Source organism: Devosia faecipullorum (assembly GCF_015158295.1).
In the GTDB taxonomy this organism is placed as follows: Bacteria; Pseudomonadota; Alphaproteobacteria; order Rhizobiales; family Devosiaceae; genus Devosia; species Devosia faecipullorum.
Window position 1 is genome coordinate 455,423 of record NZ_JACDXV010000001.1, and the last position, 26,941, is coordinate 482,363.

Annotated in this window: 31 protein-coding genes; all 31 read right to left on the reverse strand. The window is 60.0% G+C overall.

Translation table 11 applies throughout. The features are described from left to right. Positions 1-122 precede the first annotated feature (122 nt). The 31 genes from rplO to rpoB all read right to left on the reverse strand — a co-directional run bounded on the left by rplO (position 123) and on the right by rpoB (position 26,920). A complete protein-coding gene (rplO, locus tag H0482_RS02250; protein WP_193728390.1) occupies positions 123-623 on the reverse strand; it encodes a 50S ribosomal protein L15 in 501 nt (166 codons plus the stop codon). A 13-nt stretch (positions 624-636) separates the two neighbouring features. Further along, positions 637-825 (reverse strand): 50S ribosomal protein L30, encoded by a 189-nt coding sequence (rpmD, locus tag H0482_RS02255; RefSeq protein ID WP_067453366.1) that lies wholly within the window; start codon positions 823-825, stop codon positions 637-639. 21 nt (positions 826-846) lie between these two features. Continuing rightward, on the reverse strand, positions 847-1,380 hold the full coding sequence (gene rpsE / locus H0482_RS02260) for a 30S ribosomal protein S5 (RefSeq protein WP_193728391.1): 534 nt from the start codon (positions 1,378-1,380) through the stop codon (positions 847-849). 21 nt (positions 1,381-1,401) lie between these two features. Further along, the gene (gene rplR, locus H0482_RS02265) at positions 1,402-1,764 is read right to left on the reverse strand and encodes a 50S ribosomal protein L18 (protein ID WP_193728392.1); all 363 of its coding nucleotides are present in this window, start codon (positions 1,762-1,764) and stop codon (positions 1,402-1,404) included. Positions 1,765-1,776: 12 nt separating this feature from the next. Next, the gene (gene rplF / locus H0482_RS02270) at positions 1,777-2,310 is read right to left on the reverse strand and encodes a 50S ribosomal protein L6 (RefSeq protein WP_193728393.1); all 534 of its coding nucleotides are present in this window, start codon (positions 2,308-2,310) and stop codon (positions 1,777-1,779) included. A 36-nt stretch (positions 2,311-2,346) separates the two neighbouring features. Further along, positions 2,347-2,745, reverse strand: a complete 399-nt coding sequence (rpsH, locus tag H0482_RS02275) for a 30S ribosomal protein S8 (RefSeq protein ID WP_193728394.1) — start codon at positions 2,743-2,745, stop codon at positions 2,347-2,349. A 13-nt stretch (positions 2,746-2,758) separates the two neighbouring features. Further along, a complete protein-coding gene (gene rpsN, locus H0482_RS02280; protein ID WP_193728395.1) occupies positions 2,759-3,064 on the reverse strand; it encodes a 30S ribosomal protein S14 in 306 nt (101 codons plus the stop codon). Between the two features lie 30 nt (positions 3,065-3,094). Continuing rightward, positions 3,095-3,652, reverse strand: a complete 558-nt coding sequence (gene rplE / locus H0482_RS02285) for a 50S ribosomal protein L5 (protein ID WP_193728396.1) — start codon at positions 3,650-3,652, stop codon at positions 3,095-3,097. Continuing rightward, the gene (rplX, locus tag H0482_RS02290; protein ID WP_193728397.1) at positions 3,645-3,956 is read right to left on the reverse strand and encodes a 50S ribosomal protein L24; all 312 of its coding nucleotides are present in this window, start codon (positions 3,954-3,956) and stop codon (positions 3,645-3,647) included. Before rplX ends, rplE begins: the two co-directional genes overlap by 8 nt. Beyond that, entirely contained in the window at positions 3,956-4,324 is a 369-nt protein-coding gene (gene rplN, locus H0482_RS02295) for a 50S ribosomal protein L14 (RefSeq protein WP_169194892.1), read from the reverse strand. Before rplN ends, rplX begins: the two co-directional genes overlap by 1 nt. A gap of 64 nt (positions 4,325-4,388) precedes the next feature. Continuing rightward, positions 4,389-4,622: a 30S ribosomal protein S17 gene (gene rpsQ / locus H0482_RS02300; protein ID WP_193728398.1), complete on the reverse strand. Its 234-nt coding sequence runs from the start codon at positions 4,620-4,622 to the stop codon at positions 4,389-4,391. An 11-nt stretch (positions 4,623-4,633) separates the two neighbouring features. Next, entirely contained in the window at positions 4,634-4,828 is a 195-nt protein-coding gene (rpmC, locus tag H0482_RS02305; protein ID WP_046104452.1) for a 50S ribosomal protein L29, read from the reverse strand. A gap of 11 nt (positions 4,829-4,839) precedes the next feature. Further along, entirely contained in the window at positions 4,840-5,253 is a 414-nt protein-coding gene (gene rplP, locus H0482_RS02310; RefSeq protein WP_193728399.1) for a 50S ribosomal protein L16, read from the reverse strand. A 15-nt stretch (positions 5,254-5,268) separates the two neighbouring features. Next, positions 5,269-6,006 (reverse strand): 30S ribosomal protein S3, encoded by a 738-nt coding sequence (gene rpsC, locus H0482_RS02315; RefSeq protein ID WP_193728400.1) that lies wholly within the window; start codon positions 6,004-6,006, stop codon positions 5,269-5,271. After that, positions 6,006-6,386 (reverse strand): 50S ribosomal protein L22, encoded by a 381-nt coding sequence (gene rplV / locus H0482_RS02320; RefSeq protein WP_193728401.1) that lies wholly within the window; start codon positions 6,384-6,386, stop codon positions 6,006-6,008. Before rplV ends, rpsC begins: the two co-directional genes overlap by 1 nt. 2 nt (positions 6,387-6,388) lie before the next feature. Further along, positions 6,389-6,667, reverse strand: a complete 279-nt coding sequence (rpsS, locus tag H0482_RS02325; protein WP_193728402.1) for a 30S ribosomal protein S19 — start codon at positions 6,665-6,667, stop codon at positions 6,389-6,391. Positions 6,668-6,670: 3 nt separating this feature from the next. After that, positions 6,671-7,510, reverse strand: coding sequence for a 50S ribosomal protein L2 (gene rplB / locus H0482_RS02330; RefSeq protein WP_193728403.1), 840 nt, complete (start codon positions 7,508-7,510; stop codon positions 6,671-6,673). Positions 7,511-7,528: 18 nt separating this feature from the next. Continuing rightward, positions 7,529-7,822, reverse strand: coding sequence for a 50S ribosomal protein L23 (locus H0482_RS02335; protein WP_193728404.1), 294 nt, complete (start codon positions 7,820-7,822; stop codon positions 7,529-7,531). Continuing rightward, complete coding sequence (gene rplD, locus H0482_RS02340) at positions 7,819-8,439, reverse strand: 50S ribosomal protein L4 (RefSeq protein ID WP_193728405.1); 621 nt, start codon at positions 8,437-8,439, stop codon at positions 7,819-7,821. The genes H0482_RS02335 and rplD overlap by 4 nt, the downstream gene beginning before the upstream one ends. After that, the gene (gene rplC, locus H0482_RS02345) at positions 8,440-9,135 is read right to left on the reverse strand and encodes a 50S ribosomal protein L3 (RefSeq protein ID WP_193728406.1); all 696 of its coding nucleotides are present in this window, start codon (positions 9,133-9,135) and stop codon (positions 8,440-8,442) included. Between the two features lie 134 nt (positions 9,136-9,269). Continuing rightward, entirely contained in the window at positions 9,270-9,578 is a 309-nt protein-coding gene (rpsJ, locus tag H0482_RS02350; RefSeq protein WP_035080820.1) for a 30S ribosomal protein S10, read from the reverse strand. A gap of 67 nt (positions 9,579-9,645) precedes the next feature. After that, entirely contained in the window at positions 9,646-10,836 is a 1,191-nt protein-coding gene (gene tuf / locus H0482_RS02355; RefSeq protein WP_193728407.1) for an elongation factor Tu, read from the reverse strand. 65 nt (positions 10,837-10,901) lie between these two features. After that, positions 10,902-12,992: an elongation factor G gene (fusA, locus tag H0482_RS02360; RefSeq protein ID WP_193728408.1), complete on the reverse strand. Its 2,091-nt coding sequence runs from the start codon at positions 12,990-12,992 to the stop codon at positions 10,902-10,904. 12 nt (positions 12,993-13,004) lie between these two features. Beyond that, positions 13,005-13,475 carry a 30S ribosomal protein S7 gene (gene rpsG, locus H0482_RS02365; RefSeq protein ID WP_193728409.1) on the reverse strand — a complete coding sequence of 157 codons (471 nt, stop codon included), beginning with the start codon at positions 13,473-13,475 and terminating at the stop codon, positions 13,005-13,007. Between the two features lie 12 nt (positions 13,476-13,487). Continuing rightward, the gene (rpsL, locus tag H0482_RS02370) at positions 13,488-13,859 is read right to left on the reverse strand and encodes a 30S ribosomal protein S12 (RefSeq protein ID WP_035080811.1); all 372 of its coding nucleotides are present in this window, start codon (positions 13,857-13,859) and stop codon (positions 13,488-13,490) included. Between the two features lie 410 nt (positions 13,860-14,269). Continuing rightward, positions 14,270-15,382: a Gfo/Idh/MocA family protein gene (locus H0482_RS02375; RefSeq protein WP_193728410.1), complete on the reverse strand. Its 1,113-nt coding sequence runs from the start codon at positions 15,380-15,382 to the stop codon at positions 14,270-14,272. Between the two features lie 17 nt (positions 15,383-15,399). Then, positions 15,400-16,182, reverse strand: coding sequence for an ATP-binding cassette domain-containing protein (locus H0482_RS02380; protein WP_193728411.1), 783 nt, complete (start codon positions 16,180-16,182; stop codon positions 15,400-15,402). A 3-nt stretch (positions 16,183-16,185) separates the two neighbouring features. Then, complete coding sequence (locus H0482_RS02385) at positions 16,186-17,310, reverse strand: ABC transporter permease (RefSeq protein WP_193728412.1); 1,125 nt, start codon at positions 17,308-17,310, stop codon at positions 16,186-16,188. An 80-nt stretch (positions 17,311-17,390) separates the two neighbouring features. After that, the gene (locus tag H0482_RS02390; RefSeq protein WP_193728413.1) at positions 17,391-18,341 is read right to left on the reverse strand and encodes a sugar ABC transporter substrate-binding protein; all 951 of its coding nucleotides are present in this window, start codon (positions 18,339-18,341) and stop codon (positions 17,391-17,393) included. Positions 18,342-18,513: 172 nt separating this feature from the next. After that, complete coding sequence (gene rpoC / locus H0482_RS02395; protein ID WP_193728414.1) at positions 18,514-22,698, reverse strand: DNA-directed RNA polymerase subunit beta'; 4,185 nt, start codon at positions 22,696-22,698, stop codon at positions 18,514-18,516. 79 nt (positions 22,699-22,777) lie between these two features. Then, complete coding sequence (gene rpoB / locus H0482_RS02400; protein WP_193728415.1) at positions 22,778-26,920, reverse strand: DNA-directed RNA polymerase subunit beta; 4,143 nt, start codon at positions 26,918-26,920, stop codon at positions 22,778-22,780. Between the last annotated feature and the right edge of the window lie 21 nt (positions 26,921-26,941).

Sequence of the window (26,941 nt, forward strand, 5' to 3'; positions counted from 1 at the left end):
GGCCTAAGTGCCAAGTGCGCTCGGAGCGCTGGAGGAGCATATATGGGATATGTACCGCCCAGACGCAACAAACCATAAGAGCGCACCCAGCCGTCATAGCCGGGTGCGCCCTGCCGAATGGATTATTCGGCGCGTGGGGCCTTCTTCCAGGTCTCCTTGACCGGGATGAGGTCGACCTTGCCGCCAGCCGCTTCAACGGCAGCGGTGGCCCCCTTGGTGGCGTAATCAACCTTGAAGGTAACCTTCTTGGCCGAGAAGCCCTCGGCGCCGATCAGGCGGACACCATCCTTGGGGCGGCGGATGACACCAGCCGCTACGAGCGCAGCAGCGTCGACCACGCCCTTGATGTCCAGCTTGCCGCTGTCGATATAGGCCTGAATGCGGTCGATGCGCACTTCGTTGAAATCCTTCGGATTCCAAGCATTGAAGCCGCGCTTCGGCATACGCATGTGAAGCGGCATCTGGCCGCCTTCGAAGCCGTTGATGGCAACACCGGCGCGAGCCGTCTGGCCCTTGCCGCCGCGGCCGCCGGTCTTGCCGACGCCCGAGCCGATACCACGACCGATACGGACTTTGGTCTTGTTGGCGCCAGGATTGTCACGAAGATCATTCAAACGAGTCATGTTCGTAACTCCCTTACTCGCCGACGACGCGGACGAGGTGCGGGATCTTGTTGATCATGCCGCGAACTTCGGGCGTATCAACCAGCTCACGCTGCTTGTTCATCTTGTTGAGCCCGAGCCCGATCAGGGTCGCGCGCTGGCTCTTCTCACGGCGGATCGGCGAACCGACCTGCTGTACGACGATGGTTTTTGCTTTAGCCATTGTTCTTCTCCGAGCCCGCTATCAGGCTTCGACGGCAGTCTCGCCACGGCGAGCCTGCAGTTCGGAAACCTTGAGGCCGCGACGCGAAGCCACCGCACGGGGGCTGTCAACGCGCTTGAGCGCATCAAACGTGGCGCGAACCATGTTGTAGGGGTTTGCAGTGCCCTGCGACTTGGCAACGATGTCGTTGATGCCAAGCGTTTCGAACACGGCGCGCATCGGGCCACCGGCAATGATGCCTGTGCCTGGGACAGCGGCACGCAGGATGACCTTGCCGGCGCCGTGGCGGCCAGCAACGTCATGATGCAGCGTGCGCGCATCGCGCAGCGGAACGCGGATCATCTGGCGCTTCGCCTGCTCGGTGGCCTTGCGGATCGCCTCAGGAACTTCACGGGCCTTACCGTGACCGAAACCGACGCGACCCTTCTGGTCACCCACGACGACGAGCGCCGCGAAACCGAAGCGACGGCCGCCCTTCACAACCTTGGCCACACGGTTGATGTGGACCAGGCGATCGACGAACTCACTTTCGCGCTCTTGAACGTCTCTGCTCATTTTATCTCTTCCTCGCCGTGGTTAGAATTGCAGACCGCCCTCACGGGCAGCGTCTGCAAGGGCCTTAACACGGCCGTGATAGATATAGGCGCCACGATCGAAAACGACCTCGCCAACCCCGGCCTTCACGCCACGCTCGGCGATCAGCTTGCCAATCTGGGCAGCGGCCTCGGAGGTCGCGCCATTCTTGAGCGAGGACTTGACGTCCTTTTCCAGGGTCGAGGCAGCGGCCAGCGTACGGCCGGTCGTGTCGTCGATGATCTGTGCGTAAATATTCTTGTCCGAACGGAAAACCGACAGACGGGGACGTCCAAAGGCACGAGCCTTGAGCGCCTTGCGGACACGGGCCTTGCGGCGATCCGCACCTTTTGCAGAAATTGCCATTTCCGGCGCTCCTTACTTCTTCTTGCCTTCTTTGCGGAAGACCTGCTCGTCGGCGTAACGCACGCCCTTGCCCTTGTAGGGCTCGGGGGGACGCCAGCCGCGGATCTCAGCCGCAACCTGGCCGACCTGCTGCTTGTCAATGCCGCTCACGACGATCTCCGTCGGAGCCGGCACGGCAAGCGTGATGCCCGTGGGAGCCGCATAGATCACTTCATGGCTGAAACCAAGCGAGAGCTTGACATCCTGACCCTGCATCGCAGCGCGGTAACCGACGCCCTGGATGGCGAGCTTCTTTTCGAAGCCGGCGCTCACCCCGGTAACGAGATTCTGGATCAGCGCGCGGGTGGTTCCCCATGCAGCGCGGGCCTCACGGCTATCGTTTGCCGGGCTGACGACAATGCCGTCCGAACCCTGCTCGATATTGACGATATCCATGAGCGTGAGGCTCAGTTCGCCCTTCGGGCCCTTCGCCGAAACGACACGACCATTGATCGTGATCGTAACGCCGTTAACCGGGGCCACCGGTTTCTTGCCAGTACGTGACATAATGCTTCCTTGAGTAATCGTCTTGCCACGTCTTCCTTAGAAGACGCGGCAGAGTACCTCGCCACCCACATTGGCGGCCTTAGCTTCGTGGTCGGCCATCACACCCTTGGGGGTAGAGAGGATCGAAACACCTAGGCCATTGGCAACCTGTGGAATATTCTTCACCGACGCATAAACGCGGCGGCCGGGACGGGACACGCGCTCGATCGTGCGGATCACGCCTTCATTGTCCGAATACTTGAGTTCGATTTCATATTCGGATGCACCGTTCTCGAACTTCGTCTCCGAATAGCCGCGGATGAAACCCTCGGACTGGAGAACGTCAAGCACACGACCGCGAAGGGTCGAGGCAGGAGTCGTGACGGAATTCTTGCGACGCTCCTGAGCGTTGCGGATGCGGGTCAGCATATCGCCGATGGGATCGGAAAAGCTCATCTCTAGTTTCTCCTTACCAGCTCGACTTCACCAGACCCGGGATCTGGCCCAGGTTGCCCAGCTGACGCAGGGCAATACGGCTCATCTTGAGCTTGCGATAATAACCACGCGGGCGACCCGACACTTCGCAACGGTTGCGAATGCGGACCTTGGCCGAGTTGCGCGGCAGTTCCGCCAGCTTGAGGCTGGCCTTGAAACGCTCCTCGATCGGAGTGTCCTGGTTCTTGATGGTCGCCTTGAGGGCAGCACGCTTCTCGGCATACTGCTTGGTCAAAGCAGCGCGCTTCTTGTTCTTTTCGATGGAGCTGGTCTTTGCCATGTCCTGATCCTTTATCCCTTCCCTATCCGCTTACTGGCGGAACGGGAAGTTGAATGCCTTGAGAAGCGCGCGGGCCTCGTCATCATTCGTCGCCGTCGTGGCGATCACGACGTCCATGCCCCAAACCTGATCAATCTGATCGTAGTTGATTTCGGGGAAAATGATGTGTTCCTTGATGCCGAAGGCATAATTGCCACGACCATCGAAGGCGTTGGGATTGAGGCCACGGAAGTCGCGGACGCGCGGCAGGGCGATGTTCACCAGGCGGTCCAGGAAGTCATACATGCGCGCCTTGCGCAGCGTGACCTTGACGCCGAGCGGCATGTGCTCGCGAACCTTGAAGCCGGCGATCGACTTGCGGGCATATGTGATAACCGGCTTCTGACCGGCGATCAGCGCCAGCTGGTCGGCGGCAGACTTAACCTTCTTGGAATCGTTGACGGCTTCGCCAACGCCCATGTTCAGGACGATCTTGTCGAGCCGCGGAAGCTCCATGACGTTCTTGTAGGCAAACTGCTCACGCAAAGCTGCCTTGATCGTGTTGTCATATTCGGTCCGGAGACGCGGAACGTAAGCGGTCTCAGCCATCGATCTGATCTCCGGTGGTCTTGGCGACGCGGGTCTTCACGCCGTCCTTGATCTGGAAACCGACGCGCGTGGGCTTACCCTTGGCATCGGCGACGGCCAGGTTCGACAGATGGATCGGCGCTTCCTTGGTGAAAATGCCGGCATCCTGCGAGGCAGTCTGCTTGGTATGACGACGCACCAGGTTGATACCCTGGACGATCGCGCGGGTTTCGGCCGGAATGACGGACAAGACCTGACCGGTCTTGCCCTTGTCCTTGCCGGCCAGGACAACCACTTTGTCGCCCTTCTTAATCTTGGCGGCCATTACAGCACCTCGGGAGCGAGCGAAATGATCTTCATCTGGTTCTTGGCGCGAAGTTCGCGCGGAACAGGTCCGAAGATACGGGTGCCGATCGGTTCCTTCTGATTGTTCAGAAGAACGGCGGCGTTCTTGTCGAAACGGATGACGGTGCCATCGGGGCGACGGATGTCGGTTGCGGTGCGAACCACCACGGCCTTCATCACCTGCCCCTTCTTAACGCGGCCACGCGGAATAGCGTCCTTGACCGAAACGACAATGATGTCGCCGACCGAGGCGTACTTGCGATGCGAACCGCCCAGCACCTTGATGCACATGACTCGCTTGGCGCCGGAATTATCGGCGACGTCGAGATTGGACTGCATCTGGATCATGACTGGATGCCTTCTAATTTATCGGCAGCACCGTCACCCGGCGCGCCGACCTGAATTGTTTCTCTTACGCGGACGGAACAAGCGACCAGCGCTTGTTCTTGCTGATCGGCGCGGTTTCCTCGATCCACACGGTCTGACCGACCTTTGCCACGTTGTTTTCGTCGTGGGCGTGGTACTTCTTGGAACGACGCACGGTCTTCTTCAGAAGCGGGTGAGTAAAACGGCGCTCGACACGAACCACGATGGTCTTGTCGTTGGCGTCGGAGACGACAGTCCCCTGCAAAACGCGCTTTGGCATGGACCTATTCCTTACTTAGCTGCGTTCTTCTGGGTCAGGATCGTCTTGATCCGCGCGATGTCGCGGCGGACTTCCTTGACCCGGGCCGGCTTTTCCAACTGCTGGGTAGCGCGCTGGAAACGCAGGTTGAACTGTTCTTTCTTCAGGTCGACGAGCTGATCTTTCAGTTCGTCTGCGGTCTTGGCCCGCACATCACTGGCTTTCATGCTCGTGTTCCTTAGTCGGCAATACGCGTGACGATACGCGTGGTGATCGGCAACTTCATTGCTCCGAGGCGAAGCGCCTCCTTTGCAACGTCTTCGGGTACCCCGTCAATCTCAAAAACGATACGACCGGGTTTTACGCGCGCGGCCCAGAACTCCACGGAGCCCTTACCCTTGCCCATACGGACTTCGGTAGGCTTCTTGGAAACCGGCAGATCCGGGAAAATCCGGATCCAGACGCGGCCCTGGCGCTTCATCTCGCGGGTGATGGCGCGACGAGCAGCTTCGATCTGCCGGGCAGTAACGCGTTCCGGCTCGGTGGCCTTGAGAGCGTACTGACCAAAGGCCAGCGAGGTGCCGCCCTTTGCTTCGCCGTGGATGCGGCCCTTATGGGCCTTGCGGAACTTTGTTCTCTTCGGTTGCAGCATAGTGAACTGACCTTCTTATGCGCGTTCGCGGTCGCGGTCGCCACGCTCACGGCGCGGTTCGCGTTCGCTACGCTGACCACCTTCGCTACCTTCGGTGGCGCGGCGCTCATGAGCCGACGGATCATGCTCAAGGACTTCGCCCTTGAAGATCCAGACCTTGATACCGATGATGCCGTAAGTGGTTTCGGCTTCGGCAGTACCATAATCGATATCGGCACGCAGGGTGTGCAGCGGCACGCGACCTTCGCGGTACCATTCGGTACGAGCGATGTCGGCACCACCGAGACGGCCACCAACATTCACGCGAATGCCGCCGGCGCCCATGCGGATTGCCGTCTGCACGGCACGCTTCATGGCGCGACGGAATGCCACACGGCGTTCGAGCTGCTGGGCAATGCCCTGGGCAACCAGCGTCGCGTCGGTCTCAGGTTTGCGCACTTCAACGATATTGATGTGCACTTCGCTGTCAGTGAACTTCTTCACCTTGGCGCGGATCTTGTCGATGTCAGCGCCCTTCTTGCCGATCACGATGCCCGGACGGGCAGTGTGGATCGACACGCGGCACTTACGGTGCGGACGCTCGATGACGATCTTGGAGACCGCAGCGGCCTTCAAATCCTTCATCAGAGCCGTACGGATCTTCAGATCTTCCTGCAGCAGCGTACCATATTCGCCCTTGTTGGCGAACCAGCGGCTATCCCAGGTGCGGTTGATGCCCAGGCGGAAGCCGATGGGATTGATCTTCTGGCCCATTATGCGGCCTCCTCAACTTGCCGCACGATGATCGTCAGGTGCGAGAATGGCTTCTCGACACGCGCCGACTTGCCACGGCCGCGAGCCATGAAACGCTTCATGACCAGCGAATTGCCAACGAAGGCTTCGGCAACGACGAGGGCGTCGGTGTCCAGGCCATGGTTGTTCTCGGCATTGGCGATGGCGCTCTCGAGCACCTTCGTCACCTGGCCGGAGATGCGCTTATGGCTGAATTCGAGATCGGCCAAAGCCCGCTCGACCTTCTTGCCACGGATCAACTGCGCGACGAGGTTCAGCTTCTGAGGGCTGATGCGCAGCATGCGCAGCACAGCCTTAGCCTCGTTATCCTTGAGAGCGCGCTCAGTCTTAGGCTTGCTCATCTCTACTTCCTCTTGGCCTTCTTGTCGGCCGCATGCCCGTAATAGGTACGGGTGGGAGCGAACTCACCGAACTTGTGACCGATCATGTCTTCAGTGACGCTGACCGGAACATGCTTCTGGCCGTTGTGCACGCCGAACGTGATGCCGACAAACTGCGGCAGGATGGTCGAGCGACGCGACCAGATCTTGACCACATCGTTGCGGCCAGAGGTCTGGGCCTTCTCGGCCTTCTTGAGCAGATAGCCGTCGACGAACGGCCCCTTCCAAATCGAACGGGTCATGTCTTACCTGCCCTTCTTCACGTGACGGCTGCGAACGATAAACTGGTCCGTAGCCTTATTGCTGCGCGTACGCTTACCCTTGGTTGGCTTGCCCCACGGGGTCACCGGATGACGGCCACCCGAAGTACGGCCTTCACCACCACCATGCGGGTGATCGACCGGGTTCATGGTCACACCGCGGTTGGCAGGCTTGCGGCCGAGCCAGCGATTGCGACCGGCCTTGCCGAGCGAGGTGTTCGCGTGGTCCTGGTTGGACACCGCACCAACGGTAGCAAGGCAAGTGCCATGCACACGGCGCTGTTCACCCGAGTTCAGGCGAAGGATCGCCCAGCCGGAGTCACGACCGACATACTGAGCATAGGCACCGGCGGAACGCGCCACCTGGCCGCCCTTGCGGGGCTTCAGCTCGATATTGTGCACGATCGTACCGACCGGCATGCGCTCCAGCGGCATCGCATTGCCCGGCTTCACGTCGGCGCCGTTCATCGAAGAAATGATCTTGTCGCCGGCGGACAGACGCTGGGGAGCCACGATATAGGCCAACTCACCGTCTTCGTACTTGATCAGAGCGATCCAGGCCGTGCGGTTCGGATCGTATTCGAGACGTTCAACGGTCCCGACAACGTCGAACTTCACGCGCTTGAAATCGATCATACGATAAGTGCGCTTGTGACCACCACCGCGATGGTAGGCAGTGATGCGGCCGTGATTGTTACGGCCACCGGATTTGCTGAGGCCTTCGGTCAGGGTCTTGACCGGCTTGCCCTTCCACAGATCCGAGCGGTCGGTCGTAATCAGGGTACGACGGCCTTCGGAGGTGGGATTATAAGTCTTTAGAGCCATTTGTCTGTCTCTTGTCCCTTAGAGGCCGGTCGAAATATCGATCGACTGGCCGTCAACCAGAGTTACAACGGCCTTCTTGACGTCATTGCGGACACCGACGCGACCGCGGAAGCGCTTCACCTTGCCCTTGCGAACCAGGGTATTCACTGCCTTGACCTTGACCGAGAAGAGCTGCTCGACGGCAGTCTTAATGTCGGTCTTGTTGGCGTCGATGGCGACGTCGAAGACGACCTGGTTGGCTTCGGAAGCCATGGTCGACTTTTCCGTCACAACGGGGTTACGGATGATGTCGTAAGCGGCAAGCTTGTTCATGCGAACCTCGCTTCGAGCGCCTCAAGCGCTGCCTTGGTGAGGACGAGCTTGTCACGCTTCAGGATCGACACAACGTTGATCCCCTGCACCGGCAGCACGTCGATATTCGGGATGTTGCGGGCGGCCAGAGCAAAGTTCTGGTCGACATTCGCACCATCGATGATCAGGGCGTTTGCCCATTCCAGCTTGCCGAACGTGGTGCGCAGAGCAGCCGTCTTGGCCTCTTTCTGGGCGACGCTGTCGATAACGATCAGCGAGCCAGCCTTAGCCTTGGACGACAGAGCATGCTTGAGCGCCAGGGCGCGAACCTTCTTGGGAAGGTCGATAGCATGGCTGCGCGGGGTCGGGCCGAAAGCACGGCCGCCACCACGGAACTGCGGAGCCTTGCGGTCGCCGTGACGAGCGCCGCCCGAACCCTTCTGCTTCACGAACTTCTTGCCGGTCGCGGAGCCCTCAGAACGGTTCTTCACGTCATGCGTGCCGGCCATGGCCTTGAGCTGCTGATAGCGAACCATGCGGTGCAGGATGTCCTGGCGAACTTCGAGACCGAAGACTTCGTCCTTGAGATCGACCGTACCGGCGGCCTTGCCGTCGAGTGTGGTTACCTTGAGTTCCATTTACTTCGCTTCTCCCGCAGCTGCGGCCTCGAACGAGCCTGGGAAGGCAGCGTTCGCGGGAGCCGGCTTCTTAACAGCGTCCTTGATCATGATCCAGGCACCCTTGGCGCCGGGAACCGAACCCTGGATCATGATCAGCCCACGCTCCACGTCGGTCTTGACGACCTTGACGTTCTGCGTGGTGATGCGACGATCACCCATATGGCCCGGCATCTTCTTGTTCTTGAAGGTACGACCCGGATCCTGGCGCTGACCGGTCGAACCGATCGAGCGGTGCGACACGGACACACCGTGCGAAGCGCGCAGACCACCGAAGTTCCAACGCTTCATACCGCCGGCGAAACCCTTACCGATGGAAGTTCCGGTCACGTCGACCAGCTGCCCTTCGGCGAAATGGTCGGCCTTGAACGTAGCGCCAACCTCGATGAGGCTGTCGGCATCCACGCGGAACTCGGCCACGTGACGTTTGGGCTCGACCTTGGCGACGGCATACTGCCCACGCTCGGCCTTGGAAACGTTTTTGGCCTTAGCCTGGCCAGCGCCAAGCTGCAGGGCAACATAGCCGTCCTTCTCGACGGTACGCTGACCAACGACCTGACAATTCTGCAGGCTGAGCACCGTCACGGGAACGTGCGAGCCGTCCTCGGCGAAGATGCGGGTCATCCCCAGCTTCTGTGCGATCAATCCAGAACGCATCGGTTTTACCTTCTCATTTGGCGCTCTGCCGGGTCATGTCTTCAGAGGACCCTTTTTGCGGCAGGCGCGGAAACTTTAATCCTTAGGCCGCGAGATTTATCCGAAAACCGCGAGGCACTTTTCGGATTTCGCGCTTAGAGCTTGATTTCGACGTCGACGCCGGCGGCGAGATCGAGCTTCATCAGTGCATCGACCGTCTGGGGAGTCGGGTCCACAATGTCAAGCAGACGCTTGTGGGTCCGGATCTCAAACTGCTCGCGCGCCTTCTTGTCGATGTGCGGAGAGCGGTTGACGGTGAACTTGTCGATGCGGGTCGGCAGCGGGATCGGCCCGCGCACCTGCGCACCCGTACGCTTGGCGGTATTGACGATCTCGCGGGTCGACGTATCGAGCACGCGATGGTCAAACGCCTTGAGGCGGATGCGAATATTTTGACCGTTCATCTTCTCAAATCCTGACAAAATGGATCGCGGCGCGCTGACACGCGCGCCGCGAAAGTCTCTAGGACAATTACTTCAGGATCGAGGCGACGACGCCCGAACCGACCGTACGGCCACCTTCACGGATAGCGAAGCGGAGCTTCTCTTCCATGGCGATCGGCACGATCAGCTGAACGTTGATGTTCAGGTTGTCGCCCGGCATCACCATCTCGGTGCCTTCCGGCAGGGTCACAATGCCCGTCACGTCAGTCGTACGGAAGTAGAACTGGGGACGGTAATTGCCGAAGAACGGAGTGTGACGGCCGCCTTCTTCCTTGGTGAGGATGTAGACCTCAGCGGTGAAATCGGTGTGCGGGGTCACGGTGCCGGGCTTGCAGAGAACCTGGCCACGCTCAACCTGCGTACGGTCGATACCGCGGATCAGCGCACCGATATTGTCGCCGGCTTCACCCGAATCGAGCAGCTTGCGGAACATCTCAACGCCGGTAACGGTCGTCTTCTGGGTGGCCTTGATGCCGACGATTTCGACTTCTTCACCAACCTTGACGATACCGCGCTCAACGCGACCGGTCACCACGGTACCGCGACCCGAGATCGAGAACACGTCTTCGATCGGCATCAGGAACGGCAGGTCGATCGGACGCTCCGGCTGCGGGATGTAGGCGTCAACGGCTTCCATCAGCTTCAGCACGGCATCGTGGCCGAGTTCACGGTTGCTGTCTTCGAGAGCAGCAAGAGCCGAACCACGGATCACCGGGATGTCGTCGCCGGGGAATTCGTAGGACGAAAGCAGCTCGCGCACTTCCATCTCGACGAGTTCGAGCAGTTCCGGATCGTCGACCATGTCGCACTTGTTCAGGAACACGACCAGGGCCGGCACGCCAACCTGACGAGCGAGCAGGATGTGCTCACGGGTCTGGGGCATCGGGCCGTCAGCGGCGGACACGACCAGGATCGCGCCGTCCATCTGGGCAGCACCGGTGATCATGTTCTTCACATAGTCGGCGTGGCCCGGGCAGTCGACGTGAGCGTAGTGACGGTTGGGCGTCTCGTACTCGACGTGCGAGGTATTGATGGTGATGCCACGTGCCTTTTCTTCGGGCGCGCTGTCGATCGACGCATAGTCGCGAGCCTGAGCACCGCCGGCTTCAGCCAGAACCTTGGTGATCGCTGCCGTCAACGAGGTCTTGCCATGGTCAACGTGACCGATGGTGCCAATGTTGCAGTGCGGCTTGGAGCGGGAAAACTTTTCCTTACCCATCTTTTTTCTCCAAAAACGTCAGCGCAATCGCCGACTTTCAGTTGAGTTAATAGCTTGCGCTGTTTTTAGGCGTACTTGGCCTGGACTTCGTCGGCTACAGCCTGCGGAACCTGCTCGTAGTGATCGAACGTCATCGTGTACTGAGCACGACCCTGGCTCATGGAGCGCAGCGAGTTCACATAACCGAACATGTTTGCAAGCGGCACGAACGCATTCACGACCTGAACAACACCACGGCTTTCAGTGCCCTGGATCTGCCCACGACGCGAGTTGAGATCGCCGATGACGTCGCCCATGTAATCGTCCGGCGTCACAACTTCAACCTTCATGATCGGCTCGAGAATTTTCGGGCCTGCTTCACGAAGGGCTTCACGGAAGCCTGCGCGGCCAGCGATTTCGAAGGCCAGAACCGAAGAGTCGACGTCGTGATAGGCGCCATCGACCAGGGTAACCTTCACGTCAACGACCGGGAAGCCGATCAGCGGGCCTGCGCCCATGACCGATTCGACACCCTTCGACACGCCGGGCACATATTCCTTGGGAACGGCGCCGCCGACGATGGCGTTGACAAATTCGAGGCCAGTACCAACTTCGCCTGGCTCGACGATGATCTTGATGCGGGCGAACTGGCCCGAACCGCCGGACTGCTTCTTGTGGGTGTAGTCCTTCTCGGTCTTCTTCGTGATGGTTTCACGATAGGCGACCTGCGGCTGACCGATATTGGCCTCGACCTTGAACTCGCGCTTCATGCGATCGACAAGAATGTCGAGATGCAATTCGCCCATGCCCGAAATGATGGTCTGGCCAGATTCTTCGTCGGTCTTGACGCGGAAGGACGGATCTTCAGCGGCCAGGCGGTTCAGGGCAAGGCCCATCTTCTCCTGGTCGGCCTTGGACTTCGGCTCGACGGAAATGTCGATAACCGGATCCGGGAAGATCATGCGCTCAAGGATAACCTGCGAATTGGTCGGAGCCAGGGTGTCACCGGTGGTGGTGTCCTTGAGGCCGACGATCGCAACGATATCGCCTGCGAAAGCTTCGGTGATCTGTTCGCGGCTGTTCGAATGCATCTGGAACATGCGGCCAACGCGCTCGCGCTTGCCCTTCACGGTGTTTTCCAGGCTGACACCAGCTTCTAGGTGACCCGAATAGATGCGGCAGAAGGTCAGCGAACCCATGTGCGGGTCGTTGGCGATCTTGAACGCCAGCATCGAGAGCGGCTCGTTGTCGTCGGCATGACGCTCGATCGGCTCTTCGGTCTTGGCATCGATGCCCTTGATGGCAGGGATGTCGGTCGGAGCCGGCAGGAAATCGATCACGCCGTCCAGAAGCGGCTGCACACCCTTGTTCTTGAACGCGGAGCCTGCATAGACGAGGAAGAACTTCGTATCGAGGACGCCCTTGCGCAGCAGACGACGGATCGTGTCGTTATTGGGAGCCTCGCCATTGAGGTAAGCTTCCATGGCAGCGTCGTCCATTTCGACGGCCGCCTCGATCATCTGCTCGCGGAACTTCTCGGCAGTTGCCTTGAGGTTCTCGGGAATCTCGACAACGTCCCAGGCAGAGCCCAGCTCTTCGTTGTGCCAGATCAGGGCATTCATCTCGATCAGGTCGACCACGCCCTTGAATTCGGTTTCAGCACCGACCGGGATCTGCACAGGAATGCCCTTGGCGCCGAGACGGGTGCCAATCATTTCGACGCAGCGGAAGAAGTCGGCACCGATCTTGTCCATCTTGTTGACGAAGATGAGACGCGGAACTTCGTACTTGTCGGCCTGACGCCAGACGGTTTCCGTCTGCGGCTCGACACCGGCATTGGCGTCCAGCAGAGCGACGGCACCGTCGAGCACGCGCAGCGAACGCTCGACTTCAATGGTGAAGTCAACGTGGCCGGGGGTGTCGATGATGTTGAAGCGGTGCTGCACGCCATCGCGCGACTTCCACGACGTGGTGGTCGCTGCCGAGGTGATGGTGATGCCGCGTTCCTGCTCCTGCTCCATCCAGTCCATGGTGGCGGAACCATCATGGGTTTCACCCATCTTATGGTTCTTGCCCGTATAGTACAGGATGCGCTCAGTCGTGGTCGTCTTGCCAGCATCGATGTGAGCCATGATGCCGAAGTTACGGTACAGATTGATAGGGATTTCGCGTGCCATAGTCAGCTCCTACTACCAGCGGTAGTGCGAGAAGGCACGGTTGGCATCAGCCATACGGTGCGTGTCTTCGCGTTTCTTCACGGCCTGGCCACGACCGTTCATCGCATCCATGAGTTCGCCGGAAAGACGCTCACGCATGGTGTTCTCGCCGCGCTTGCGGGCGGAATCGATGAGCCAGCGGATAGCCAGGGCCTGCTGACGGTCTGCACGGACTTCCACTGGCACCTGGTAGGTAGCACCACCGACGCGGCGCGAACGAACTTCGACGGCCGGACGGATGTTTTCCAGGGCACCATGGAAGACGGTGATAGGATCTTGCTTAGTCTTGGTCTCGACGATGTCGAATGCACCATAGACGATCGACTCTGCAGCCGACTTCTTTCCATCCCTCATGAGCGAATTCATGAACTTGGTAAGGACCAGGTCGCCATACTTGGCGTCCGGAATGACGTCGCGTTTCTCTGCGCGGTGACGACGGGACATATCTCGATCTCCTTACTTCGGACGCTTCGCGCCGTACTTCGAACGGCGTTGCTTGCGGTCCTTCACGCTCTGCGTGTCGAGGACGCCGCGGAGCACGTGATAACGAACACCCGGCAGGTCGCGCACGCGGCCGCCACGGATAAGCACAACAGAGTGCTCCTGAAGGTTGTGACCTTCGCCTGGGATGTACGAAATCACTTCGCGCTGGTTGGTCAGGCGAACCTTGGCAACCTTACGCAGAGCCGAGTTCGGCTTCTTCGGGGTCGTCGTGTACACACGGGAGCATACGCCGCGCTTCTGCGGGTTAGCTTCCATGGCCGGAACCTTGTTCCGCTTTGGCTTGCTGGCGCGTGGCTTGCGGATCAGCTGATTAATGGTGGGCATTGCGCTCTTTCCATTGGTCCAAAAATATACGGTCTACACAAGCAAACCAAAGCGGCGCTTGCCCGATCCGCTCAAGGATTCGGCAGCGCCTCTATTGCAGCGGACCACCGACCAGGGGCGGCAGTCATGCGTACAAGGATTTGCTTCGTCTAGTTACCCGACAGTGTGTTTGATTGCCCTGGATTCCCGCGCTTGGTGGCAGGGACCCGGTGTGACAATCACGACCGACCGCTAAGGTAGGCGCTGTTTAGAACCGAAGACTCGCCCCGTCAAGGATTCTTTCTTGAAAAACCGAGGGAGAGCCATGCGTTTCGGTCGGTTGAGACCTGCATGGCCGAAATATGACGACTGGACGGAGTTTATAAAATCCGTTCGGTCGACGGCATTTTCGACAGAAGCACCCTGCCCTGTCAGACGTCTATCCAGCGCTTCTCATCATGGCTGCGCGCCATGGCATGCACGGCGCGTTCAATTTCCAGCCCTGCCGCGAAATCGATCACTCTGGCCTTCTCCCCGGAGATGGCTCGCAGCAATTCGTGACATTCGATGGTCTTGAGATCGTTGAAACCAAGACCATGTCCCGGCGCGGGAATGAACCGATCATAGGGCTTGTGACCCGGAGCTGCCAGCACGGTCAGGAAGCCTTGGTCCGCGGTTGGTCCGCTGGCCCGATAGGCCTGCAACTCGTTCATACGCTCTTGATCATAGACGATACTGCCGGCGGAGCCATAGATTTGCAGCGCTATGCGGCCCTTGCGGCCCCACGCGGAGCGGTTGGCCGCAAGGATACCGCTGATCGGGCCGATCTCAAACAGGACGCTGGCAATATCGTAGGTTTCAACGGCCCGCCGCCCCCCGCCCGCAATCGGGCGCTCTGCATAAGGCTTCGCCTGATGCGCGAACACACGCGTGGGGTCGCCGAACAGGGTCTGAACGAGGCTCAGGGGATGTACGGCGAAATCATCCAGCGCCCCATAGCCGGAACTGGCTTCGCTCTTCCAGTAGAACAGCGCTTCGGGGTCAGCCATAAAGTCCTCATCCATCTCCAGACGGATATGGTTGACCTCCCCAATCGTGCCGGCCGCGATCAGTTCACCAATCTGACGGATCATCGGGTTCTGGATATAATTGTAACCCAGTATGGCGACATTGCCGCTGGCGCGCGCCGCAGCCGCCATGCGCTCGGCGTCGGCAAAACCGACGGCCATGGGCTTTTCGCACCAGACATGCTTGCCGGCCTCCAGCGCCGCGACGGCCATGTCGGCATGGAAGGCATTCGGGGTGGTGATCGACACCACCTCGACATCCGGGTCAGCAATCAGCTCACGCCAGTCTGGCGTTGACCGTTCAAAGCCGAATTCTTCGGCCCGCCGAGCAGCCAGTTCCTCGCTGGCCTCGGCCAGGTGCACGAAACGAGGTCGCGGCCCCGTGCCGAACACCGCCTTGACCGAGTGCCATGCCAGAGCATGACACTTCCCCATATAGCCGGTGCCGATAAGCCCGACGCCAATGCCGTTGGACATCTTGTTCCCGATCCTGTCTAGACGGTGCCGCCGAGCGAACTGCTGAGTTCAGCCAGTTCCACGCCGCCCGCCATCATGTCCTGCAATTGTTCCGGCGTCAGCTCGCCCTTTTTCGCGGTACCCAGCGTCCTGCCACGATTGAGCACGGTGAACCGGTCGCCCACGGCCATTGCATGGCGAACATTATGGGTGATGAAGACAACACCAACACCGCTCTTGCGCACCCGGTCGATCGTCGCGAGCACATTGGCCGTCTGCCGAACACCCAAAGCCGAGGTCGGCTCATCGAGGATCAGAACCTTGGCACCGAAATAGACCGCGCGAGCAATGGCCACAGTCTGGCGTTCGCCGCCCGATAATGTGCCGACCGCCTGGTCCGGCTCCCGCAGGGCGATCCCCATGCGGCGCATTTCCTCAAGTGCAACCTTGTTGGCCCGCTCCATGTCGAGGAACTGGAATGGCCCCCAACCCTTGCGTGGCTCCCGCCCCATCCAGAAATTGCGCGTCACCGACATCAGTGGGATCATCGCCAGATCCTGATAGACCGTCGCGACACCTGCGCTCATCGCGTCACGGGGATTGGCAAAACTTACCGTCTCGCCATTCATGCGGATTTCACCCGAACTCGGCTTGTGCACCCCTGCCATGGTCTTGATGAAGGTCGATTTGCCGGCGCCATTGTCTCCGAGGAGGCAGTGACATTCCCCCGGCATCACCGACACGGACACACCATTTAGGGCGATAACCGGACCGAATTGTTTCTTGATATCGATAAGCTCGATGAGAGGTTTGTCGGTCACGGCTCAGCGCTCCCCGGTAATCAGGCGGCGGATATAGGTATTGAGGATGACTGCGAGCAGCAGGATAACGCCGAGGAAAACCCTAAACAGAGAACTTTCGACACCCGCAAAGAACAATCCCTGTTGCACCACGCCGAAGATCAGCGCGCCCAACGCGGCACCGATCACCGAACCATAGCCGCCGGTCAGCAACGCGCCGCCAATAACCACCGCGATAATGGCCTCGAACTCCTTGAGCAAACCGCGGTCCGCGGCGGCCGAACCGAATTCCATGACCTGGCAGGTGGCGAAAATGGTGGCGCAGAAGGCCGAGAATACGAACATGGCGATCTTGACCCGGTCCACCGGCACACCGACATAGCGCGCCGCCTTGGCATCACCACCGGCGGCATAGATCCAATTGCCAAACCGCGTGCGCGTCAGCAGCACATGCGCGAAAACTATGAGGGCGACGGCCCACACCATCAGCATGGGTATGCCATCAACGACAGGCTGCCCTGCCCTGTTGCCACCCTGGAAGGTGGCGATCCATCCCATTTCGGCCAGCCAGTAGAAGATGAAACCCAAGACCTTGCCGCCGAACAACGCGGCGAACCAGTCGTCCTGCGCCGCCTCGCGGACTCCGCCGATAATGGTTTGGCGCGTGGTGGAGATCGACAGATATATGGTCAGGCCCCGCAGAATGTAGAGCGATGCCAGCGTTACGATGAAGGATGGCAGGCCGGTCTTGATGACGAGATAGCCGTTGGCGGCGCCGATCAGCATGGCAACGATGAAGGCGGCAATGATCGCGGCCCACATCGGCCAGCCGAGATGAACGCTCAACAGCGCAATGACTATGCCGGCAAAACCGATCATCGAGCCGACCGAAAGGTCGAATTCGCCCGCGATCATTAACAGGCACGCGCCCACGGCAATGATGGCGAACTGAGCGGAGACGACACCCCAATTCATGATGCCGTCAGCACCGAACATACCGGTTCCGCCGGCGACGACCGCAAAATAGACGAACACCAGGACAGTTCCGGCCATGGCGCCAAGTTCTGGGCGGACGAAGGCTCGGCGCAGGCCCGACTGGCGCTGAATACGCTCATCGGCAACCGGCGCGCCCGAAGGCTGGTCAACCATCTTCATTCTCCGAATTCGGGAGGCGCTATGCGCCGGTCAAAGAGCCGGGGCCACTGGCGGCAGCCCCGGCGGAAGGTCGATCAGCGGTACTGACCGGCATATTGCTCGACCAGAGCAATATTGTCCTTGGTGATGAAGCCCGGGCCAGAATTAATGGAATTGCCCGGAACGACGCCATAGCGGGCCAGATTGGTGAGGATGACCACCGGCAGATAGCCCTGCAAGAAGGGCTGCTGGTCGATGGCGAAATTGATCGTCCCGTCCTTCACCGCAGCGGCGATTTCATCAGAAAGGTCGAATGTGCCGAAAAAGATCGCCCCCGCCTGACCATTGGCATTAAGTGCGGCGATAGTCGGGTGTGCCGAAGTCGGCCCCAGCGTCAGAATGCCATTGGTGCCGGAATTGGTCTGCAAATAGGCCGCGACCTTGGACTGGATTTCACCCGGATCTTGTCCGGCGTCGATCATCTGGTTGCCCAGATCAACGCCGAGAGCATCGGCAAAGCCCTGACAGCGCTCCACCGAAGCCGGATTGGTGATGTAGTGATTGACACAAAGGAAGCTGGTCACGCCAGCAGCCTTGGCCTTTTCACCCGCACCGAACCCGGCGTCATATTCCGGCTGGCCGACATGTAGCAGTGCGCCGATAGCCTTGGACTGCTCTATTGTGCCCGAATTGATTGTGATGACCGGAATGCCACGGTCCACGGCATCGGTCAGCGGGCCGGATAAAACGTCGAAGTCGGCGATAGTGGCGATGATGCCATTCGGGTTCGACGCCGCTGCCTGCTCGATGATGCGAGCCATATCGGCCAGATCGCCCGTCTGCGGGTTGCGGTATTCGACCGTCACGCCCATCTGCTCGCCGGCCAGGGCGATGGCGTTCTTGATAGTATTCCACCAGCTGTCGGAATCCGGCGCATGCGACACCAGAACGAAACGCTCACCCTCAGCAGCCGCCGGAATGATCGTGGCTGGCAATGCAATTGCCGCCAGCGCCAGGGCCGCAAAGCCCTTCGTCAGAATGTTCATCGATTTTCCTCCCTCGTGAACGGAAAGCCGAAATAGCTCATACGTTCTATTTCACACTTATCACGAAACAAATATTCCATTTCTAAGCATCGGCGTCAAGCGGTTCCGAATTACGCGGGCAAAAGAAAAGGGGCCCGAAGGCCCCTTTCCCAGTCCGTTTCTCTAAAACGCCTTACTCGGCGGCCGGCGCCGCGAGAGCGGCGGTTTCAGCCTGGCGGCGGCGTTCATCAAGGATGAGATCGTCTCGCTTGCTGGCGATCTGCTTGGCCTTGGTCTGGCCGGCCCCGGTGCCGGCAGGGATCAGACGGCCCACGATGACGTTCTCCTTGAGTCCTTCGAGCAGGTCGGCCTTGCCGGAGACGGCAGCTTCGGTGAGCACCCTGGTCGTTTCCTGGAACGACGCGGCCGACACGAAGGAGCGAGTCTGCAGCGACGCCTTGGTAATGCCGAGCAGCACCGGATTGGCCGTTGCCGGCTTCTTACCTTCGGCCACCAGAGCGTCATTGAGTTCGTCGAAGTCGAGCTTGTCGAGCTGCTCGTCCTTGAGCAGGCCGGACTCACCCGGATCCACGATTTCGACCTTCTGCAGCATCTGACGAACGATCACTTCGATGTGCTTGTCGTTAATCAACACGCCCTGCAGGCGATACACTTCCTGGATCTCGTTGACGAGATAGCGCGCCAATTCCTCGACGCCCTTGATCGCAAGGATGTCATGCGGAGCCGGATTGCCATCCAGAATGTACTCGCCCTTCTCGATGGTGTCGCCTTCCTGGAGGTGGAATGGCTTGCCCTTCGGGATCAGGTACTCGACCGGATCGGCGCCGTCTTCATTCGGCTCGATGATGACACGACGCTTGTTCTTGTAATCGCGGCCAAAGCGGATCGTGCCATCGATCTCGGCGATGATGGCGTGATCCTTTGGACGGCGAGCCTCGAACAGTTCGGCCACGCGCGGCAGACCACCGGTAATATCCTTGGTCTTGGCGCTATCGAGCGGAATACGCGCCAGCACGTCACCCGGCGACACCTTCTCGCCCGGCTCGACAGCGATAACCGCATCAACCGAGAGCAGGTAACGAGCTTCGCCACCGCGATCTACCTTGGCGATCACGCCGCCGCGACCGATGGCAATCGCCGGCTTGAGGCCTTCACCACGCTGGTTGCCGCGCCAGTCGATGACCACGCGCTTGGTGAAGCCGGTCGCCTCGTCGGTGTTTTCTGCAACGGAAACGCCGTCGAGCATGTCCTCGAACACGGCTTCGCCTTCGACCTCGGCCAGGATGGGACGGGTATACGGATCCCATTCGGCCAGACGCTGGCCACGACGCACGCTATCGCCTTCCTTGACCAGCAGCTTGGAGCCGTAGGTCACCTTGTGGCTGGCGCGTTCCTTGCCTTCGCCATCGACGATCACAAGCGCGACGTTACGGGCCATGACGACCTGCTTGCCACCTTCGACAAGCGCCAGGTTCGGATTGCGGATCTCGATCTTGCCTTCCGCACCCGCCTCGAGGAACGAGGAGTCCACCACCTGCGCAGTACCACCGATGTGGAACGTCCGCATGGTGAGCTGCGTACCGGGTTCACCGATGGACTGAGCGGCAATGACGCCGACAGCTTCACCGATATTGACCGGCGTGCCACGGGCCAGATCGCGGCCATAGCAGGCGGCGCAGCAACCCTGACGCAGATCGCAGGTCAGCGGCGAGCGAATGCGGATCGACTGAATGCGAGCCTCTTCGATCACGTCGACATGCTTTTCCTCGAGCATGGTGCCCTTGGGGGCAATCAACTCGCCGCTCAGCGGATGGAACACATCATCGGCAGTGGTACGGCCGAGCACGCGCTGACCGAGCGACGCCACGACCTGGCCGGCGTCAACGATCGGCTCCATGGTGAGGCCGCGTTCGGTACCGCAATCCTCGGAGACGATGATCGCATCCTGCGCCACGTCCACCAGACGGCGGGTCAGGTAACCCGAGTTGGCGGTCTTGAGCGCGGTGTCGGCCAGACCCTTGCGGGCACCGTGGGTGGAGTTGAAATACTCCAGCACGTTGAGGCCTTCCTTGAAGTTCGCGGTGATCGGCGTCTCGATGATCGAGCCATCCGGCTTGGCCATCAGGCCGCGCATACCGGCAAGCTGCTTCATCTGGGCCGGCGAACCGCGAGCACCCGAGTGCGACATCATATAGACGGAGTTGATCGGCTTCTGGCGGCCGGTTTCCTTGTCGATCTGGACAGTACGGATCGCGTCCATCATCTCTTCGGCAACCTTGTCGCCGCACTTGGCCCAGGCGTCCACGACCTTGTTGTACTTCTCGCCCTGAGTGATCAGGCCGTCATTGTATTGCTGCTCGAATTCTTCGACCAGCTTACGGGTCTCTTCCACGATCGTGTACTTGGACGCGGGGATCACCATGTCGTCCTTGCCGAACGAAATGCCGGCGTCGCAGGCGTTCTGGAAGCCAAGCTGCATGACGCGGTCACAGAAAATGACCGTCTCCTTCTGACCGCAACCGCGATAGACGGTGTCGATCATCTTGGAGATCATCTTCTTGGTCATCAGCTGGTTAGCCGTCGAGAACGGTACCGCCGGATCGTTGGGCAGGATCTGGCCGATCAGCATGCGGCCGGGGGTCGTTTCCACGATCTCGGTCGTCTGCTTGCCATTCTCGTCCCAGGCCGGCACGCGCGCCTTGATCTTGGTGTGCAAGGTGACGACCTTGGTGTCGAGCGCATGCTCCAGTTCGGCATAGGAGCCGAATGCCATGCCTTCACCCGGCTCGCCGTCATTCATCAGCGACAGGTAATAGAGGCCCAGCACAATGTCCTGCGACGGGACGATGATCGGCTGGCCGTTCGCGGGGTGCAGGATGTTGTTGGTGGACATCATCAGCACGCGCGCTTCCAGCTGCGCTTCGAGCGACAGCGGAACGTGCACGGCCATCTGGTCGCCGTCGAAGTCGGCATTGAAGGCCGAGCAGACGAGCGGATGCAGGCGGATTGCCTTGCCTTCGATCAGGATGGGTTCGAAGGCCTGGATGCCAAGACGGTGCAAGGTGGGCGCGCGGTTCAGCAGAACCGGGTGCTCGCGGATCACCTCGTCCAGGATATCCCAGACTTCCGGCTTTTCCTTCTCGACCAGCTTCTTCGCCTGCTTCACCGTCGAGGAAAAGCCCTTGGCTTCGAGACGCGAATAGATGAAGGGCTTGAACAGCTCGAGCGCCATCTTCTTGGGCAGACCGCACTGGTGCAGCTTGAGGTTCGGACCCACGGTGATCACCGAGCGGCCGGAATAGTCCACGCGCTTGCCGAGCAGGTTCTGGCGGAACCGGCCCTGCTTGCCCTTGAGCATGTCGGACAGCGACTTCAGCGGGCGCTTGTTGGCGCCGGTGATCGTGCGGCCACGGCGACCATTGTCGAACAGCGCGTCAACAGCTTCCTGCAGCATGCGCTTTTCGTTGCGGATAATAATATCCGGCGCACGCAGTTCGATCAGGCGCTTCAGGCGGTTATTGCGGTTGATCACGCGACGATAGAGATCGTTGAGATCGGACGTGGCGAAGCGGCCACCATCCAGCGGCACCAGCGGGCGAAGCTCGGGCGGAATGACCGGAATGACGGTCATGATCATCCATTCGGGCTTGTTGCCCGAGACGATGAACTGCTCGACGATCTTCAACCGCTTTGCGAGCTTCTTCGGCTTAAGTTCGGTGGTGGACTCAGCAATTTCCACGCGCAGGTCAGCCGCGATCTTTTCAAGATCGAGCGAAAGCAGGATTTCGCGGATGGCTTCAGCGCCGATCTTGGCGGTGAAGGTGTCGGCGCCATATTCATCCTGGGCATCCAGGAACTGTTCTTCGGTCAGCAGCTCATGCTGGGTGAACGGAGTCAGGCCGGGGTCGAGAACGACGTAGTTCTCGAAATAGAGGATGCGCTCGATATCCTTGAGCGTCATGTCGAGCAGCAGGGCGATACGGCTCGGCAGCGACTTCAGGAACCAGATATGGGCAACCGGCGCGGCCAGCTCGATATGGCCCATGCGCTCGCGACGAACGCGGCTCAGGGTGACTTCCACACCGCACTTTTCGCAGATAACGCCCTTGAACTTCATGCGCTTGTACTTGCCGCACAGGCACTCATAGTCCTTCACGGGGCCGAAGATGCGCGCGCAGAACAAGCCGTCACGCTCAGGCTTGAACGTGCGGTAATTGATGGTCTCGGGCTTCTTGATCTCGCCATAGGACCAGGACAGGATTTTTTCGGGCGACGCGATCGAGATCTTCATCTGATCGAAAGTCTGCACCGGAATGGCCGGGTTGAACGGGTCCATGACGTGGGAATGGTGGTTCATCTAATCTCTCCTCTATCCGTCTGGTCCCCGAATATGAACGGGTTCCAGACGGAAGGTGAATGGGGTGGGAAGTGCCGGATTATTCCGCCGCTTCCTGAGGAGGCGCGAGTTCGCCTTCAGCTTCATTGGCCGGTGCCGCCAACTCGCGGTTCTCAAGTTCGACATTGAGACCGAGCGAACGGATTTCCTTGACCAGGACGTTGAAGCTTTCCGGAATACCCGCTTCGAAGGTGTCATCGCCGCGCACGATGGCCTCGTAGACCTTCGTACGGCCCGCCACGTCGTCCGACTTGATGGTGAGCATTTCCTGTAGCGTATAGGCGGCGCCATACGCTTCGAGTGCCCACACTTCCATCTCGCCGAAGCGCTGACCGCCGAACTGGGCCTTGCCGCCCAGCGGCTGCTGGGTGACCAGAGAGTAGGGACCGATCGAGCGTGCGTGGATCTTGTTGTCCACTAGGTGGTCGAGCTTGAGCATATAGATGTAGCCGACCGTCACCTGACGATCGAACTGCTCACCGGTACGACCGTCAAAGACGGTGGACTGGCCCGAAGACTTGAGCCCTGCCCGCTCCAGAAGTTCGACAATGTCAGCTTCCTTGGCGCCATCGAACACCGGCGTTGCAATCGGAACACCCTTGGACAGATGCTCGCCCAGACGAACCAGACCGTCATCGTCGAGATCGGTGATGGACTCGTCATTGGCGAAGAGCTCGCCGATTTCGAGACGCAGCGGCTTGAGATCGCCCTTGGCATGATAGGCGCGAACCATCTCGTCGATCTTCTTACCCATGCCGGCGCAAGCCCAGCCCAGGTGCGTTTCGAGGATCTGGCCCACATTCATGCGTGACGGCACGCCGAGCGGGTTGAGCACGATATCCACCGAGGTACCGTCTTCGAGATAGGGCATGTCCTCGACGGGCACGATGCGGGACACCACGCCCTTGTTGCCGTGACGGCCAGCCATCTTGTCACCCGGCTGGATCTTGCGCTTGGTGGCAATGAAGACCTTGACCATCTTCATCACGCCCGGAGGCAGTTCGTCACCGCGCTGCAACTTGTCCACCTTGTCGATGAAGCGCTGTTCGAGCAGACGCCGGCTCTCTTCATACTGGGCATGAAGGGCTTCCATCTCGGTCATGACCTTGTCGTCTTCGACCGCGAACTGCCACCACTTGGAGCGCGGCTGCGCCTCGAAGATGGAATCGTTGAGCTTGGTGCCCACGACATAGCCCTTCGGGCCTGCGGTAGCGGCCTTGCCGAACAGCATTTCCTTGAGACGGGCATAGACGTTGCGGTCGAGGATCGACTGCTCGTCGTCGCGGTCCTTGGCCAGGCGCTCGATTTCCTCGCGCTCGATGGCCATGGCGCGCTCGTCCTTGTCGATGCCGTGGCGGTTGAACACGCGCACTTCAACGACGGTACCGGCATCGCCCGGCGGCACGCGCAGGGAGGTGTCACGAACGTCAGACGCCTTCTCGCCAAAGATGGCGCGGAGCAGCTTTTCTTCCGGCGTCATCGGGCTTTCGCCCTTGGGCGTGATCTTGCCGACCAGAATGTCGCCCGGCATCACTTCGGCGCCGATATGCACGATGCCGGCTTCGTCGAGGCTCTTCAGCGCTTCTTCCGAAACGTTCGGAATATCGCGGGTGATTTCCTCGGGACCGAGCTTGGTATCGCGAGCCATGACTTCATATTCCTCGATATGGATCGAGGTGAAGACGTCCTGCATCGCGATCTTCTCGGAGAGCAGGATGGAGTCTTCGAAGTTGTAGCCGTTCCACGGCATAAACGCGACAAGCACGTTCCGGCCCAGGGCCAGATCGCCCAGTTCGGTGGACGGGCCGTCGGCGATGATGTCACCGGCATTGATATGGTCGCCCACGACCACCAGCGGACGCTGGTTGATGCAGGTCGACTGGTTCGAACGCTGGAACTTCATCAGATTGTAGATGTCCACGCCCGACTTCGACGCATCGGTCTCGGCGGTGGCGCGAATGACCACGCGGGTCGCATCAACCTGGTCAACGATACCGGTGCGCTTGGCCACAATGGCGGCACCCGAGTCACGAGCCACGACCGGCTCCATGCCGGTGCCCACGAAAGGAGCCTCTGCGCGCAGCAGCGGCACGGCCTGACGCTGCATGTTCGAGCCCATCAGGGCGCGGTTGGCGTCGTCGTTTTCCAGGAAGGGGATCAGCGAGGCGGCAACCGACACCATCTGCTTGGGAGAAACGTCCATCAGGTCGACGTTTTCCTTGGGCGTCAGGCCGTTGTCGCCGGCATGGCGAGCCACCACCAGGTCGTTTTCAAGCTCGCCGTCCTTGGTGAAGCTGGCATTCGCCTGAGCAACGTAGTGCTTGGCTTCTTCCATGGCGGAAAGATAGACCACTTCCTCAGTCAGCTTGCCATCCACGATCTTGCGGTACGGGGTCTCGATGAAACCGTACTTGTTGACGCGCGCAAAGGTCGAGAGCGAGTTGATCAGACCGATATTCGGGCCTTCCGGCGTCTCGATCGGGCAGATGCGGCCATAATGGGTCGGATGCACGTCGCGGACTTCGAAGCCGGCGCGCTCGCGGGTCAGACCACCAGGTCCAAGCGCCGAAAGACGGCGCTTGTGGGTGATTTCCGACAGCGGATTGGTCTGGTCCATGAACTGGGACAGCTGCGACGAACCGAAGAATTCACGCACAGCGGCGGCAGCCGGCTTGGCGTTGATCAGATCCTGCGGCATCACCGTGTCGATTTCGACCGAGCTCATGCGCTCCTTGATGGCGCGCTCCATGCGGAGCAGGCCAAGACGATATGAGTTTTCCATGAGTTCGCCGACCGAACGGACGCGGCGATTGCCCAGATTGTCGATGTCGTCGATTTCACCACGGCCATCGCGCAGGTCGACAAGGGTGCGGACGACTTCGACGATGTCTTCCTTGCGCAGGGTGCGCATGGTGTCGGGCGCATCGAGTTCGAGACGCATGTTCATCTTGACGCGGCCGACCGCACTTAGGTCATAGCGCTCGCTGTCGAAGAACAGCGACTGGAACATGGCCTCCGCCGTATCGACGGTCGGCGGCTCGCCGGGACGCATGACGCGGTAGATGTCGAACAGCGCATCTTCCCGGGACTCGTTCTTGTCCACGGCCAGAGTATTGCGAATATAGGCGCCGATGGTGACGTGGTCGATGTCGAGGATCGGCAGCTCGTCGAAGCCGAGGTCCACCAGCTTGGTGAGCACCTTCTCGTCGATCTCGTCGCCGGCCTCGGCATAGATTTCGCCGGTCTTGAGGTTGACCAGATCCTCGGCGATGTACATGCCGTACAGATCTTCATCGACAGCCAGCAGATGGGTCAGGCCGTTCTCGGCCAGCTTCTTGGCCTGGCGGGCCGAAAGCTTCTTGCCGCCCTCATGCACGACGTCGCCAGTCGTGGCGTCGATCAGGTCATGGCTGGGCTTCGCAGCCTTCCACTTCTCGGCATCGTAGGGAACGCGCCAGCCCTTCTCGGTCTTCTCGTAGGGCAGCGTCGAATAATAGGTCGCAAGGATTTCCTCGGCATCCATGCCGAGCGCCTTGAGCAGGCTGGTCACCGGGATCTTGCGGCGACGGTCGATGCGGGCATAGACGATGTCCTTGGCGTCGAATTCGATGTCGAGCCAGGAACCGCGATAGGGAATGATGCGGCCGGCGAACAGCAGCTTGCCGGACGAATGGGTCTTGCCCTTGTCGTGGTCAAAAAACACGCCCGGCGAACGGTGCATCTGCGAAACGATGACGCGCTCGGTGCCATTGACGATGAAGGTTCCATTCGGCGTCATGAAGGGCATGTCGCCCATATAGACGTCCTGCTCCTTGATGTCCTTGACGGACTTGGCGCCGGTTTCTTCGTCCACTTCGAACACGATCAGGCGCAGCGTGACCTTGAGAGGGGCAGCGAACGTCATGTCGCGCGCACGGCACTCATCGATGTCATATTTAGGCTGTTCGAATTCGTAGCGCACGAATTCGAGCGACGCCGTGTTCGAAAAATCGGTGATCGGAAAAACCGACCGGAACACCGATTGCAGGCCCTCGTCCGGACGACCGCCCTTGGGCTCGTCGACCAGCAGGAACTGATCGTAGGAAGCCTTCTGGACTTCGATCAGGTTGGGCATCTCCGTGACTTCGCGGATCGTACCGAAGGATTTGCGAACCTTGCGGCGGCCGTTGAACGTGGTAGCCATGAAAGCTCCTGTTTCTGTTTT

Bases quoted from the DNA above. Each gene is read 5' to 3' on its own strand.
- rplX (WP_193728397.1), bottom strand. From the start codon at position 3,956: ATGGCCGCCAAGATTAAGAAGGGCGACAAAGTGGTTGTCCTGGCCGGC.
- tuf (WP_193728407.1), bottom strand. From the start codon at position 10,836: ATGGGTAAGGAAAAGTTTTCCCGCTCCAAGCCGCACTGCAACATTGGC.
- rplF (WP_193728393.1), bottom strand. From the start codon at position 2,310: ATGTCACGTACTGGCAAGAAACCGGTGGCCCCGGTTAACGGCGTTACG.
- rpoC (WP_193728414.1), bottom strand. From the start codon at position 22,698: ATGAACCACCATTCCCACGTCATGGACCCGTTCAACCCGGCCATTCCG.
- fusA (WP_193728408.1), bottom strand. From the start codon at position 12,992: ATGGCACGCGAAATCCCTATCAATCTGTACCGTAACTTCGGCATCATG.
- rplV (WP_193728401.1), bottom strand. From the start codon at position 6,386: ATGAGCAAGCCTAAGACTGAGCGCGCTCTCAAGGATAACGAGGCTAAG.
- rplO (WP_193728390.1), bottom strand. From the start codon at position 623: ATGACTCGTTTGAATGATCTTCGTGACAATCCTGGCGCCAACAAGACC.
- rpoB (WP_193728415.1), bottom strand. From the start codon at position 26,920: ATGGCTACCACGTTCAACGGCCGCCGCAAGGTTCGCAAATCCTTCGGT.
- rplR (WP_193728392.1), bottom strand. From the start codon at position 1,764: ATGGCAATTTCTGCAAAAGGTGCGGATCGCCGCAAGGCCCGTGTCCGC.
- rpsS (WP_193728402.1), bottom strand. From the start codon at position 6,667: ATGACCCGTTCGATTTGGAAGGGGCCGTTCGTCGACGGCTATCTGCTC.
- rpsQ (WP_193728398.1), bottom strand. From the start codon at position 4,622: ATGCCAAAGCGCGTTTTGCAGGGGACTGTCGTCTCCGACGCCAACGAC.
- rplC (WP_193728406.1), bottom strand. From the start codon at position 9,135: ATGCGTTCTGGATTGATCGCACAGAAGCTGGGGATGACCCGCATCTTC.
- rplN (WP_169194892.1), bottom strand. From the start codon at position 4,324: ATGATCCAGATGCAGTCCAATCTCGACGTCGCCGATAATTCCGGCGCC.
- rpsJ (WP_035080820.1), bottom strand. From the start codon at position 9,578: ATGAACGGTCAAAATATTCGCATCCGCCTCAAGGCGTTTGACCATCGC.
- H0482_RS02375 (WP_193728410.1), bottom strand. From the start codon at position 15,382: ATGTCCAACGGCATTGGCGTCGGGCTTATCGGCACCGGCTATATGGGG.
- H0482_RS02385 (WP_193728412.1), bottom strand. From the start codon at position 17,310: ATGGTTGACCAGCCTTCGGGCGCGCCGGTTGCCGATGAGCGTATTCAG.
- rplP (WP_193728399.1), bottom strand. From the start codon at position 5,253: ATGCTGCAACCGAAGAGAACAAAGTTCCGCAAGGCCCATAAGGGCCGC.
- rpsC (WP_193728400.1), bottom strand. From the start codon at position 6,006: ATGGGCCAGAAGATCAATCCCATCGGCTTCCGCCTGGGCATCAACCGC.
- rpmC (WP_046104452.1), bottom strand. From the start codon at position 4,828: ATGAAAGCCAGTGATGTGCGGGCCAAGACCGCAGACGAACTGAAAGAT.
- rpsG (WP_193728409.1), bottom strand. From the start codon at position 13,475: ATGTCCCGTCGTCACCGCGCAGAGAAACGCGACGTCATTCCGGACGCC.
- H0482_RS02335 (WP_193728404.1), bottom strand. From the start codon at position 7,822: ATGAACAAGCTTGCCGCTTACGACATCATCCGTAACCCCGTTGTGACG.
- H0482_RS02390 (WP_193728413.1), bottom strand. From the start codon at position 18,341: ATGAACATTCTGACGAAGGGCTTTGCGGCCCTGGCGCTGGCGGCAATT.
- rpsN (WP_193728395.1), bottom strand. From the start codon at position 3,064: ATGGCAAAGACCAGCTCCATCGAAAAGAACAAGAAGCGCGCTGCTTTG.
- rpsL (WP_035080811.1), bottom strand. From the start codon at position 13,859: ATGCCCACCATTAATCAGCTGATCCGCAAGCCACGCGCCAGCAAGCCA.
- rplE (WP_193728396.1), bottom strand. From the start codon at position 3,652: ATGGCTGAGACCGCTTACGTTCCGCGTCTCCGGACCGAATATGACAAC.
- rplD (WP_193728405.1), bottom strand. From the start codon at position 8,439: ATGGAACTCAAGGTAACCACACTCGACGGCAAGGCCGCCGGTACGGTC.
- rpsE (WP_193728391.1), bottom strand. From the start codon at position 1,380: ATGAGCAGAGACGTTCAAGAGCGCGAAAGTGAGTTCGTCGATCGCCTG.
- rplB (WP_193728403.1), bottom strand. From the start codon at position 7,510: ATGGCTCTAAAGACTTATAATCCCACCTCCGAAGGCCGTCGTACCCTG.
- rpsH (WP_193728394.1), bottom strand. From the start codon at position 2,745: ATGAGCTTTTCCGATCCCATCGGCGATATGCTGACCCGCATCCGCAAC.
- rpmD (WP_067453366.1), bottom strand. From the start codon at position 825: ATGGCTAAAGCAAAAACCATCGTCGTACAGCAGGTCGGTTCGCCGATC.